12 protein-coding genes are annotated in these 12546 nt (G+C 66.6%); 8 read left to right on the forward strand and 4 right to left on the reverse strand.

The window, feature by feature from the left end:
* The first annotated feature begins 42 nt into the window (after nt 1-42).
* Nucleotides 43-432 carry a hypothetical protein gene (locus K0O64_RS02465; protein WP_125477371.1) on the forward strand — a complete coding sequence of 130 codons (390 nt, stop codon included), beginning with the start codon at nt 43-45 and terminating at the stop codon, nt 430-432.
* Here the strand turns inward: K0O64_RS02465 and K0O64_RS02470 are convergent.
* A complete protein-coding gene (locus K0O64_RS02470) occupies nt 429-731 on the reverse strand; it encodes a hypothetical protein (RefSeq protein ID WP_071947913.1) in 303 nt (100 codons plus the stop codon). The two genes, K0O64_RS02465 and K0O64_RS02470, sit on opposite strands and share 4 nt — an antisense overlap.
* Before the next feature lie 152 nt (nt 732-883).
* Between K0O64_RS02470 and clpB the strand changes: the two genes are divergently transcribed.
* Entirely contained in the window at nt 884-3430 is a 2547-nt protein-coding gene (gene clpB, locus K0O64_RS02475) for an ATP-dependent chaperone ClpB (protein ID WP_096309719.1), read from the forward strand.
* A 48-nt stretch (nt 3431-3478) separates the two neighbouring features.
* Here clpB and K0O64_RS02480 read toward each other — a convergent pair whose 3' ends face one another.
* Nucleotides 3479-4033: a TetR/AcrR family transcriptional regulator gene (locus tag K0O64_RS02480; protein ID WP_220046010.1), complete on the reverse strand. Its 555-nt coding sequence runs from the start codon at nt 4031-4033 to the stop codon at nt 3479-3481.
* An 84-nt stretch (nt 4034-4117) separates the two neighbouring features.
* Between K0O64_RS02480 and K0O64_RS02485 the strand changes: the two genes are divergently transcribed.
* Genes K0O64_RS02485 through K0O64_RS02510 form a run of 6 tightly spaced genes read left to right on the forward strand, consistent with a single transcriptional unit; the run spans nt 4118 to nt 9641 of the window.
* Nucleotides 4118-5335, forward strand: a complete 1218-nt coding sequence (locus K0O64_RS02485; protein WP_220046011.1) for an FAD-dependent monooxygenase — start codon at nt 4118-4120, stop codon at nt 5333-5335.
* Nucleotides 5335-6690 carry an alpha/beta hydrolase domain-containing protein gene (locus K0O64_RS02490; RefSeq protein ID WP_220046012.1) on the forward strand — a complete coding sequence of 452 codons (1356 nt, stop codon included), beginning with the start codon at nt 5335-5337 and terminating at the stop codon, nt 6688-6690. Before K0O64_RS02485 ends, K0O64_RS02490 begins: the two co-directional genes overlap by 1 nt.
* Nucleotides 6691-6749: 59 nt before the next feature.
* Nucleotides 6750-7535, forward strand: coding sequence for a trehalose monomycolate transport factor TtfA (ttfA, locus tag K0O64_RS02495; RefSeq protein ID WP_071947908.1), 786 nt, complete (start codon nt 6750-6752; stop codon nt 7533-7535).
* A gap of 17 nt (nt 7536-7552) precedes the next feature.
* Nucleotides 7553-8329: an SDR family NAD(P)-dependent oxidoreductase gene (locus K0O64_RS02500; RefSeq protein WP_096309723.1), complete on the forward strand. Its 777-nt coding sequence runs from the start codon at nt 7553-7555 to the stop codon at nt 8327-8329.
* The gene (gene pyrE / locus K0O64_RS02505; protein WP_220046013.1) at nt 8316-8876 is read left to right on the forward strand and encodes an orotate phosphoribosyltransferase; all 561 of its coding nucleotides are present in this window, start codon (nt 8316-8318) and stop codon (nt 8874-8876) included. Before K0O64_RS02500 ends, pyrE begins: the two co-directional genes overlap by 14 nt.
* Nucleotides 8877-8879: 3 nt before the next feature.
* The gene (locus K0O64_RS02510; protein WP_220046014.1) at nt 8880-9641 is read left to right on the forward strand and encodes an FAD-dependent oxidoreductase; all 762 of its coding nucleotides are present in this window, start codon (nt 8880-8882) and stop codon (nt 9639-9641) included.
* Nucleotide 9642: 1 nt separating this feature from the next.
* On the opposite strand, the gene K0O64_RS02515 is transcribed toward K0O64_RS02510, so the two are convergent.
* Both K0O64_RS02515 and K0O64_RS02520 read right to left on the reverse strand, forming a co-directional pair.
* The gene (locus K0O64_RS02515; RefSeq protein WP_096309726.1) at nt 9643-11517 is read right to left on the reverse strand and encodes a putative bifunctional diguanylate cyclase/phosphodiesterase; all 1875 of its coding nucleotides are present in this window, start codon (nt 11515-11517) and stop codon (nt 9643-9645) included.
* Nucleotides 11518-11574: 57 nt separating this feature from the next.
* Nucleotides 11575-12330, reverse strand: a complete 756-nt coding sequence (locus K0O64_RS02520; RefSeq protein ID WP_096309727.1) for a hypothetical protein — start codon at nt 12328-12330, stop codon at nt 11575-11577.
* Nucleotides 12331-12546 lie beyond the last annotated feature (216 nt).

The following is a 12546-nucleotide window of genomic DNA, read 5'->3' on the forward strand; positions in this document are numbered from 1 at the left end:
ACGGACAACGCGCGGTCACGGCTGACCGTACTATCTCTGCCCGTGGGCAAGGATGCCGACGAAGAAAAGGGTGATGACGGGTCACACACCCTGATCTACGTCTCCGGGGTGGCAGCGCTGGTGCTGCTGGCGATGCTGGTGTACGCGGTGCTCGACACCGCCGAGAGCTCACAGCGGCGCGACGGCCCCGTGACGTATGCGCCGGCGATCAGCACCACGACGACGTCGAAGAAGACGTCGACGACGTCCCGCACGACGCCACGGATCTCGACGACCGACGTGAACCCGGGCTCGTCGACGTCGACGTCACCGTCGGAGACCACGAGCGAAGTGGTCATTCCGTCGGAGACGGAGTACTCCACTCCCACGACGACGACCACGCTGACCAACCCGTATGCCACGACGTCGGCACCCAACGCGGGACGTACCTAGCGCCGTTTGAGGGTCCAGGCCGGCACCCAGTGCGTGACGGCCTTGCGTTTGGGGCCGTAGGCGATGTCGTAGGTGACCAGGCCCCACCAGTCGCCCTGCTCGCACAGTCCCCAGCAGGACAACGTCCCCTTCACGACCTTGTGCATCTGCAGTCCGTGCGGGTGATAGCGGCCGGTCCGGTGCGGCTCGCGGGGGAAGAGCACGGTCAGATCGACAAGCACTGGCTCGGGTGGGTACACCGGCCGGAACGGCGGCCGCAGGGGCTGACCGTTGTAGCCGATCGACGTCAGGTCACCCACGGATCGATCATATGTTCGATTCGGGTCACGAAAACAGATGGCAGAAGGCCCTACCGAAATATTGGTCGAATCTTTTAAACTTGAGCGGAACAGACTCAACCTTGACGACGTTGTAAAGCTCGACAAGCTTTTCTAGACGAAACGGAGGTGTCGTGGATTCTTTCAACCCGACAACCAAGACTCAGGCGGCGCTGACCGCCGCGTTGCAGGCCGCGTCCGCGGCAGGTAACCCGGAGATCAGGCCCGCCCACCTGCTGTTGGCGCTGCTCACGCAGGCTGACGGCATCGCTTCGCCGTTGCTCGAGGCTGTCGGTGTCGATCCGGCCACGATCCGCGCCGAGGCACAACGACTCGTCGACCGGCTGCCCTCGAGCAGCGGTGCGACCTCGCAGCCCCAGCTCTCGCGTGAGTCGCTCGCGGCGATCACCGCCGCCCAGCAGCTCGCCACCGAGATGGACGACGAGTACGTCTCCACCGAGCACCTGATGGTCGGCCTGGCCACCGGCGACTCCGACACGGCCAAGCTGCTCACCGGTCACGGCGCCTCCCCGGAGGCGCTGCGGGATGCGTTCGTCAAGGTCCGCGGCAGCGCCCGCGTCACCAGCCCGGACCCCGAGGCCAGCTATCAGGCACTGGAGAAGTACTCCACCGACCTGACCGCCCGCGCCCGGGAAGGCAAGCTCGACCCGGTCATCGGCCGGGACACCGAGATCCGTCGCGTCATCCAGGTACTGAGCCGGCGCACGAAGAACAATCCGGTGCTGATCGGTGAACCCGGCGTCGGTAAGACCGCGATCGTCGAAGGACTGGCCCAGCGGGTCGTGGCCGGCGACGTTCCGGAAAGCCTGCGGGACAAGACCGTCATCTCGCTGGACCTCGGTTCGATGGTGGCCGGTGCGAAGTATCGCGGTGAGTTCGAGGAGCGGCTCAAGGCCGTGCTCGACGACATCAAGAACTCGGCCGGGCAGATCATCACGTTCATCGACGAGTTGCACACCATCGTCGGCGCCGGTGCCACCGGCGAAGGCGCGATGGACGCCGGCAACATGATCAAGCCGATGCTGGCCCGCGGCGAGCTGCGGCTGGTCGGTGCGACCACCCTCGACGAGTACCGCAAGTACATCGAAAAGGACGCCGCCCTGGAGCGGCGCTTCCAGCAGGTGCTGGTCGGTGAACCGTCGGTCGAGGACACCGTCGGCATCCTGCGCGGGCTCAAGGACCGCTACGAGGTGCACCACGGTGTTCAGATCACCGACTCGGCTCTGGTCGCGGCGGCCACGTTGAGTGACCGCTACATCACCAGCCGGTTCCTGCCGGACAAGGCCATCGACCTGGTCGACGAGGCCGCGTCGCGGCTGCGGATGGAGATCGACTCGCGGCCCGTCGAGGTCGACGAGGTCGAGCGGCTGGTCCGTCGCCTCGAGATCGAAGAGATGGCACTGGCCAAGGAAGAGGACGCTGCCTCCAAGGAGCGCCTCGAAAAGCTGCGCGCCGAATTGGCCGACAAGAAAGAAGAACTCGCGGAACTGACGACCCGGTGGCAGAACGAGAAGAACGCCATCGACGTCGTGCGCGAGCTCAAGGAGCAACTCGAGGTGCTGCGTGGCGAGGCCGACCGGGCCGAGCGCGACGGCGATCTGGCCAAGGCCGCCGAGCTGCGGTACGGCCGAATCCCGGAGGCGGAGAAGAAACTCGACGCCGCACTGCCGCAGGCCGAGGCCCGTGAGGCCGTCATGCTCAAGGAGCAGGTCGGTCCCGACGACATCGCCGACGTCGTGTCGGCGTGGACCGGCATCCCCGCCGGCCGGCTGCTGGAAGGTGAGACCGCCAAGCTGCTGCGCATGGAGGAGGAGCTGGGTCGCCGGGTCGTGGGCCAAAAGCGGGCTGTGCAAGCGGTTTCCGACGCCGTCCGGCGTTCCCGCGCCGGCGTCGCCGACCCGAACCGCCCGACGGGCTCGTTCCTGTTCCTCGGTCCGACCGGTGTCGGCAAGACCGAGCTGGCAAAAGCGTTGGCGGACTTCCTGTTCGACGACGAGCGCGCCATGGTCCGCATCGACATGAGTGAGTACGGCGAGAAGCACTCGGTGGCAAGGCTGGTCGGTGCCCCGCCCGGATACATCGGCTACGACCAGGGCGGTCAGCTGACCGAAGCGGTGCGACGGCGGCCGTACACGGTGGTGCTGTTCGACGAGGTCGAGAAGGCCCACCCGGACGTGTTCGACGTGCTGCTGCAGGTTCTCGACGAGGGCCGGCTGACCGATGGTCAGGGCCGCACCGTCGACTTCCGCAACACCATCCTCATCCTGACCTCCAACCTGGGGTCGGGCGGTACCGAGGACCAGGTGATGGCGGCGGTGCGCGCGGCGTTCAAGCCGGAGTTCATCAACCGCCTCGACGATGTGCTCATCTTCGATGCGCTGAACCCCGACGAACTGGTCCAGATCGTCGACATCCAACTGGCGCAGCTGCAGAAGCGGCTGAGTCAGCGTCGCCTCGAACTGCAGGTGTCGCTGCCTGCCAAGGAATGGCTGGCCAACCGCGGATTCGATCCGGTCTACGGCGCGCGGCCGTTACGGCGGCTGGTGCAGCAGGCCATCGGTGACCAGCTGGCCAAGCTGCTGCTGGCCGGTGACGTCCACGACGGCGACATCGTGCCGGTGAACGTCAGTCCGGACGGCGAATCGCTGATCCTGGGCTGATTGCTCAGCGCGAAGGTCCCCGCACTCCGGTGCGGGGACCTTCTGCGTTCAGGCGTCGGGCACGCCGAGGGCGGCGAGCGCTCCGGCGACCGTCACCTGGCGCAGTCGCTTGGGTGCGGTGTCGGGGAATTGTAGACAGCAATCCTGCATACCGCCGAACGCGATCACGCCGCGGGTGGCCTGCTCCAGCGTCGGACGTGGCCCGAAAACCAAGGTGCACAACCGTTTCTGCCACCCCAGCACCTTGTCCACCAATCCGAGGTCGGCCAGCGTCGTCATCTCGGAGACCGCCAGGATGAGATCGGTGCGGTGTCGGAAGATGAAATCGAAGTAGCCTTCCAGGAGTTCGCGGGGGCTGGCCGGGTCGGTCGATGCCCGCGTCTCCTGATCGACGATGAACTTCTCGCCTTCCTCGATCACCGGCGCAAGGATGCTGCGCACCAATTCTTCCCGCGAGGAGAAGTGGTAGTAGAGCGCGGGCTTGGTGATGCCCAGCTGAGCGGCAATGTCCTGCAAGCTGGTGCGTTGCACGCCCTTCTCAACGAAGAGATTCCGTGCGACGTCCTGGATCCGTTCGCGGGTGCCCGACGCCGGCCTAGTCACGTAACCACCCTAACTGACCGATCGTTAAGTAAGCTGCAAAGGATATTGCTTACCGACCGTTAAGTAAGTGGAGTGGAGGATCCCATGCGCGTACTCATCTCGGGCGCCAGCATCGCCGGACCCGTCCTGGCCTACTGGCTGACCCGCCGCGGATTCGATGTCACCGTCGTCGAACGCGCACCCGCGCTGCGCAAGACCGGCGGCCACGCCGTCGATCTATTCCGCCCGGCCATGGAGATCTCCGAACGCATGGGCGTCATCGATCAGGTGCAAGCCCGGGCCACCGGCACCACCCGGATGATCCTGCAGCGCACCAACGGGCGGCTGCCGGTGAACGTCGACTACCTGAAACTCGTCGGCGTCATCTCCGACCGGCACGTCGAGATCATGCGCGACGACCTCAGCCAGATCTACTACGACGCCGGACGCGACGACGTCGAGTATCTGTTCGGTGACCAGATCACCGCGATCGCCGACGACGGCACCGTCGACTTCGCCTATTCGGCGCAGCGGCGCTACGACGTCGTCGTCGGAGCGGACGGTCTGCACTCGGGGGTGCGGCAGCTGGTCTTCGGTCCCGACGCCGGGCACACCCGTTTCCTCGGCGGCTACCTCGCCGTGCTGTCGGTGCCCAAAGAGCTTGCGCGCGACGGCGAGATGACGAACTTCCTCGACGTGAAACGGTGGGCGGCGATCTACACCGCCGACCACCTCGACGATGCCCGTGCGGTCTTCCTGCTCCGCCCCGATCAGCCGCTGGAGTACCACCATCGCGATGACGCTCGCCAGCGCACCCTGCTGCGCACGGCGTTCACCGGCCTGAGCCCGACGGTCGATCGCTGGCTCGCCGAACTCGACGGTCCGGGCAGCTTCTATTTTGACTCGATCACCCAACTGGAGTTGACCAGCTGGTCGCGGGGCCGAGTCACCCTGGTCGGCGATGCGGGGTACTGCCCGGGGCCCGCTGTCGGTGGCAGCACCAGCCTGGCCGTGCTGGGTGCCTACGTACTGGCCGGTGAACTCGAACGGGCCGGCGGCGATTACGCCGCGGCCTTCGCCGCGTACGAGGCGGTGATGGCCGACCCGGTGCGGCACAGCCGCGCGTTCGCCCGCACGGTGGCCAAGTCCCTGGTGCCGCGGTCGGAGTTCGGGGTGTGGGCCCTGGCCACGGCGGGCCGCGCACTGTCCGTGGTGCCCGCCCGGTTGACCAGGGCCGTCGCCAAGCTCAACAACACGGGTGTGCGGCTCTACGACGCCATGGGATACCCCGACTACCCGGTGCCTGCCTCTTCTATTGATTGATGGTGCCGACCGCTGATCCCGTCATCACCCCGGTCCCCGGACAACCGAACCTGCTGACCGGGGCCTACGACCTGGCGACGGTGGGATATCGCGCCGACGAGTTCTTCGTCGCGGGCACCGCGGCGTCGTACGCGCCTGAAGGTACAGCCGACTACGTCACCCGCATCGTCGTGCTGCGACCGATCGACGACACCGCTTGGAACGGAACGGCGATCGTCGAGTGGCTCAACGTCAGCGGCGGAGTCGACGCCCCCGCGGTCTGGTTCATGGCACACCGGGAGATCGCCCGCGCCGGGTACGCCTACGTCGTCGTCTCCGCCCAGCGCGTCGGGATCGAGGGCGGCCTCAGCCTGGTCGGCGATGCGTCTCTGAAAAAGCTTGATCCACAACGTTATTCGACGCTGAGCCATCCCGGTGATGCGTTCGCCTACGACATCTTCACCCAGGTCGGCCGGGCCATTCGTAACGGTGTCATCGACGGCCTGGCGCCGGATGTCGTGCTGGCCGCGGGGGAGTCGCAGTCGGCCACCTTCCTGACCACCTACGTCAACGACGTCGACCCGGACGCCGCGGTGTTCGATGGCTTCCTGATCCACTCCCGATTCGGCTCGGCCGCACCGCTGGACGGTTCGTCGCTGCTCGACGAATCCGGGGCGTTCCACGCCGTGCCGGTGCCCTTCCGCGCCGACCTGCGCGCGCCGGTGCTCACGGTGATCACCGAAACCGATCTGCTGGGCGCGCGCCTGCTCGGCTACCACCACGCCCGCGTGCCGGACACCGAGCGTCTGCGGGTCTGGGAGATCCCCGGCTCCGCGCACGCCGACAACTACACGATCCGGGTCGGCTTCATCGACAACGGCGAGGTGCCGCTCGAGCAGATCGTGGCGGCCTACGCGCCGACCAACGACCTCATGGGTCAGCAGCTGCCGCACTTCATCAACTTCGCCCCGCAGCATCACTACGTGCTGCAGGCCGCGGTCGCGCAACTGCACGACTGGGTGCGCACCGACCGGCCCGCGCCGAGCGCGCCGTGGATCGACCTGACCGACACCGACCCGGTTGAGATCGTGGTCGACGCGAACGGTCTGGCCACCGGCGGCCTTCGAACCCCGTGGGTGGACGTGCCGACCGCCCGGACATCCGGGGCCGGCGCCGACGACGACAACGTGCTGCTCGCGATTTTCGGCTCCGGTCAGCCGTTCGACGCTGAGACCTTGGCGAGGTTGTATCCCGGCGGGCGGACCGACTACCTGGAGCGGTTCACCGCGGCGCTGGACGAGGCGATCGCCGGCGGCTTCCTGCTTGCGGCCGACCGCGAGGAAATACTCGAACTCGCCGCGGCGACCGGGCCGTAATAGCTCTGTGACCTGCTGGAGTTCTCGCAACCCGGCAGTGAGCAGATACGCTAGGCGTAATGGTTCCGTTCTGGTTCACGCTGTCCGCGCTCTGCTTCGTGGGTGCGGCGGTGCTGTTGTACGTCGACATCGGCCGTCGGCGTGGTCTGGGCCGCCGCCGTAAGTCCTGGGCGCGGTCGCACGGGTTCGACTTCGAGCCCGAGTCCGCCGAAATCATCGACCGCTGGAAGCGCGGGGTGATGTCTACCGTCGGCGATGTCACCGCACGAAACGTCGTGCTCGGGCAGATCCGCGGCGAGGCCGTCTACATCTTCGACCTCGAAGACGTGGCCACCGTGATCGCGCTGCACCGCAAGGTCGGCACCAACGTCGTGATGGATCTGCGGCTCAAGGGCATCGCCGAGCCGCGCGAGAGCGACGTCTGGCTGCTGGGCGCCATCGGCCCGCGGATGGTGTACTCCACCAACCTCGACGCTGCCCGCCGGGCCTGTGATCGCCGGATGGTGACGTTCGCGCACACGGCGCCGGACTGCGCCGAGATCATGTGGAACGAGCAGAACTGGACGCTGGTCTCCATGCCGATCTCGTCCACTCGCGCGCAGTGGGACGAAGGGCTGCGCACCGTGCGGCAGTTCAACGATCTGCTGCGGGTGTTGCCCCCGACCGTGCAGCCGGCGCTCACCCAGTCCGCCGGCCGGCGCAACGCCTCCCCGGGTCGGCCGCTGGCTCCGGCGGGCCGTCGCGAGCTGCCGCCGGGACACGTCGACGCTCCGCCGCCGCTGCGTCCGCAGCAGCCGCGCAGTGCCAGTCCGGCCGGCCCCCAGGCGCCCAACTACCAGCGCTGACCCGGTAGGGTCGCGGCGTGCCTCGTCCCGTCGCCCTGATCACCGGCCCCACCGCGGGGCTCGGTGCGGGCTATGCCCGCCGCTATGCGCGCGACGGCTACGACCTCGTCCTGGTCGCCCGGACCGTGGAGCGTCTCGACGATCTCGCCGCCGAATTGCGGGCGGCCAACGGTGTCGACGTCGAGGTGCTGCCTGCCGACCTCACTGATGCCGCTGACCGCGCCAGGGTCGTCGACCGGCTGGCTGCCGGAGTGCAGGTGCTGGTCAACAATGCCGGGTTCGGAACGTCCGGGGAGTTCTGGACCGCCGACCCGGTGCAGCTGCAGGCCCAACTCGATGTCAACGTCACCGCGGTCATGCACTTCACCCGCGCGGCGCTGCCCTCGATGGTCGCGGCCGGCTCGGGCACGGTGATCAACATCGCCAGCGTGGCTGGGCTGCTGTCGGGCCGCGGATCCACCTACTCGGCGTCGAAGGCCTGGGTGGTGTCGTTCACCGAGGGGTTGGCCAATGGTCTGGCCGGCACCGGGGTCAGCATCCACGCCGTCTGCCCGGGATTCGTGCACACCGAATTCCACGAGCGGGCCGGCATCGACATGCAGTCGATCCCGAACATCTTGTGGCTCAACGTGGACGACGTTGTCGCCGAAAGCCTGGCCGATGTGGCCAAGGGCAAAGTCATCAGCATTCCCGGCCTGCAGTACAAGGTGTTGACCTCGGTCGGCCGGCTGGTTCCGCGGGGGTTGGTCCGCGCGGTCAACAACGGAATAGGAAAAGGCCGTGGGCGCACCTGAACTCAACGCATCCGACCGCGCCGAACTCGCCGCGCTGGTGCGCCAGTTGTCGGTGGTGTTCGGCCGCGTGACGCTGTCTTCCGGTAAGGAGGCCGATTACTACGTCGACCTGCGTCGCGCCACACTGCATCACCGGGCCGCCCCGCTGATCGGCCGGCTGGTGCGCGAGCTCACCGCGGACTGGGACTACTCCGCGGTCGGCGGCCTGACCATGGGGGCCGACCCGGTGGCCAGCGCGGTCATGCACGCACCGGGACGCCCGATCGACGCGTTCGTGGTGCGCAAGGCTGTGAAAAGCCATGGGATGCAACGACTCATCGAGGGTGCCGAGGTGTCGGGTAAGCGGGTGCTGGTGGTCGAGGACACCAGCACCACCGGCGGCTCCGCGCTGACCGCTGTGCAGTCGGTGCAAGATGCGGGCGGGACGGTCGTGGGTGTCGCGACGGTGGTGGACCGGTCCACCGGTGCGGCCGAGGCGATCGAGGCCGAGGGAATTCCCTACCGAAGCGTGCTGGGTCTGGCCGACCTCGGCCTGCCGAATCCCTGAGCCGTGAGTATCGACGAGGAGCCCGGCGAGGCTTCGGAATGGCAGTGGGACGACGTCGTCGATGTGATCTGTGCCGGCGCCGGCCCCGGTGCGCTCGCGCATGCGATCTGGTGCGCGGACCTCGACCTTGACGTCGAGTACATCTCCACCGAGTTGTCCTCTGACGCAGGCGATCCCGACACCCTCGCCTACCTTCAGTCGATGACCGAAGACTTGCCTCCGTTGGCGAATCCAGATCTGGAACTCGCCGTCGTCCATGCCAAACCGGTTGTCGTCAGCAAGGATCGCAAGGCCACCATCGAGCCGTTCTTCGGGTCGCGACTGAGGGACTTCTCCGCGGGCTGCGTGGCGTCGCCGTTCGGGGTCATTTACAGCCAGGTGCCCGACGGCATGACCGCGATGCAGTCGGCCGGCGAGACGATCCGGGTGGCCGTGTTGGGCGACTATCGACCCGAAACCGACCGTCCCGGTTTGCCACTCACCGAATGGCTGCGTGAGCAGGCCGATGAACGGGGACTGCTCGACGAGATGGGCACGCTGCAGCGGTTGATCTTCGAAGACGGGCGCGTCGCCGGTGCGGAGTTGTCCACGCCGGAGGGTCTGCGGCTGGTGCGCGCGACGCTCGGCGTGGCGTTATCGATCGGAGCCCTGCCCGCCGACGCCGACTGGCCGGTGCAGGCGGGTCTGCCGGACAGTGCGCGGGTGGCGGTGGTCAGCCGCACGGCCAGCCGCTTCGGTCGCGTCGAACTGCTGTGCAGCTCCTGAATCAGCTCCGAATCTGAGCCGAGAAGTCCACCGGGATAACCTTTTTGGCGAACAACTCGGCCATCGCGTCGCTGGGGATGGGACGAGACAGCAGGAAGCCTTGCGCGCGATGGCAACCGTGCTGAAGCAGGGTCATCGCCGCGGTCGGCGACTCCACGCCTTCGGCGACCAGTTCGAGGTTGAAGGCCTCGGCCAGCGCGATGATCGCTCGCACGATTGCCAAGTCCTCCGGGTTCGTGCCCAATTCGAGAACGAAACCCTTGTCGATCTTGAGGGTGTCCACCGGAAGCGATTTGAGATGGGTCAGCACGCTGTAGCCGGTGCCGAAGTCGTCGATCGCAATCCGCACACCGACTTCTTTGAGCCCCGCCAGCGTGACGCGGGTTGTCTCGATGTCCTGCACCACAACGCTTTCGGTGATTTCCAGACACACAGACTTACCGTCGAGGCCGAACTCGGCGATGGTGTCGGCCACGGACTCGACGAATCCGTCGGCAACCAGCTGCACGGGGGAGACGTTGATCCGGATGACGGCGTTCTCGCCAATGCCCTGGGCCTGCCAGATGCTGAACTGCTCACAGGCCGCGCGCATTACCCAGCGGCCCAATTCGCCTGCCAGGTTGATGGATTCGGCGACATGGATGAACGAGTCCGGCAGCAGCAGGCCGCGGGTCGGGTGCTGCCAACGCACCAGCGCCTCGGTCGCCAGAATTTCCCCGGTGCGCATGTCGACCTCGGGGAGGTAGTGCAGGATCAGCGAACCGGTGTCGATCACGTTCTGCAGGTGCAGCTCGATGTCGTTGCGGAACTCGCTCTTCAGTGACATCTCGTCGGTGAAGACCGCGATCTTGTTACCGCCGGCGTTCTTGGCGTTCAGCACCGCCTGGTCGGCGCGGCGCAAGAGATCCGAGGTGGTGTCCCGGCCCGGAACACCCAGTGCCACACCGGCACTGACGGTCCGGGTCAGCATCTCGCCGCCGATCGTCACCCGGTCGCGCAGCGCGTCCTGCAGCCGGTGTGCCAGCGCCTCGGCGGTTTGGGCATCCACCGGCCCGGCCGGCACGATCACGAACTCGTCGCCACCGAGGCGGGCGATGACATCGGCGTCACCGGATTCCTCGCGCAACCGTTCGGCGAAGGCCTGGATGAACCAGTCGCCGGCGTGATGGCCGAGGTAGTCGTTGATGGCCTTGAGTCGGTCGAGGTCGAGAAACAGGACCGAGACCGGGCCCGGCTGTCCGGCACGCAACCGGTCATCGAGGTGGGCCAGCAGCGCGCGGCGGTTGTGCAGTCCGGTCAGGTCGTCATGCTCGGCCAGGTAGCGCAGCTGGTCCTCGGCGACCACACGCGCCTGCACCTGGGCGAACAACGACGCAATCGCCTTGAGCGCGTTGAGCTCTTCGGGCGACCAGTCCTTGATGCCGAACTTGATGAATCCGATGCAGCCGGTTGTGGTGTCACCCGACAGCAGCGGAACCGACGCCATCGACGTCAGGGCCATGCCCGTGCCCTCTTCGACGAGGCGCTGGTAATCGTCCTCGGGAATCGGATCGGGGCGGAAGAACACCGGCTCCTTGGCATGCTCGGCGGCAGCGAAGACCGGGTCGGCGTCCGCGAAGTAGACGACACCCAGCGGATCGGGATCCGGGATAAACGGGCGAACCGGCCACTCGGCGATCAGCCTGGTGGCCCGGACGCTGTGATCGTTGTAGCGCAGAAAGCTCACGTCAACGCCGAAGGATTGCACCAATTCGCCGAGAACCTCTTGCGAGACCTTCGCCGATGTCGCGGCATCGACAGCCATCAGCTGCGTTGCGACATGTGTGACGAGATTCTCCAGGCTGTCAGCAGTCCCGGTCTCGTTAGGTGTGGTCATCGTGCCATCTCGTGATTAGCGGAGCTTAGGAGATGGTATCGGTTTGTTGCTGTCTGGCTAGCTTCCACTCCCGGCCAGCAAGCCGAAGCCGCTGAACTCGTCGGAGATATCGGCCAGCATCCGCATTTCCTTCACAATCTTCGCCAGCTGCTTCGGCTCCGCGTGGTTGGCAAAGGTGCGTCGGTCCCACCACATCATCTTGGTGCGGTAGCGGTCGCTGGGATACGGCGCCGCCGGGATCTTGGTAGCGACCACACCGCCCGACGTGCTCCACCGGTCCAGAACGTGCGCCGCGGCTGTGGCCAGGATGAACTGGGCACCCAGCAGGCTCATCGTCGGGAACGCGGTGCGCGCAAATACGCGGGTCAGCTCACCGCTGCGGGCGGGATCGTCGCTCACCCAGGCCGATTTCATCTCCACCACACCGAACGGCAACCGGTCGGTGATCATCTTGCGGACGGCCTCCTGGCCCGGCTGGCCCGCCCATTCGACGATCGCGTGCGACTCGTCGGCGCGCAGGTACGGGCCCTTGGCCCGCAGCCCACCCAGCATCTTCCCGCTGTCGTCGAGTGCGGTGTAGAACAGCGTGGTGTCGCGCCCGTCGCGGAACGAGTCGAGATCCAGTGCCGCCTCCACACCGTGCTTCTCGTAACTCTGCAACGCTCCCTGTAAATAGTCGTTCCATAGCCCAGGTTCGCTGTCGGGCTGAGCGAGCACGATCGTGCACCCCGTATCGGTGTCGCGCCAGCTAATGGTCTCGGGCAGGCTGTAGAGCTTGTGGTCCGGAAAATCCAGCACTGAAGCGTTCATCATTTCCCATCTTTCGGGGGGTCTGCGGTAGGGGTTCCCGCAGTTGATACCGAGGTAGAACAGGGGTTATTTACTCGATCTTGCAAATATCAGTATCTCGCCGAGAGGTGCTAAGGATCCAGCCGTTAGCCGGAAAAGCGCTGGTTACCGCGGGGTAGCCGACGAAATCCGTCGCAAACGCCGGCCAGGAAGACGGGTTGCGTGAACACCTGTGCGCAC

It is taken from the genome of Mycolicibacterium pallens (genome assembly GCF_019456675.1).
Classification (GTDB): domain Bacteria; phylum Actinomycetota; class Actinomycetes; order Mycobacteriales; family Mycobacteriaceae; genus Mycobacterium; species Mycobacterium crocinum.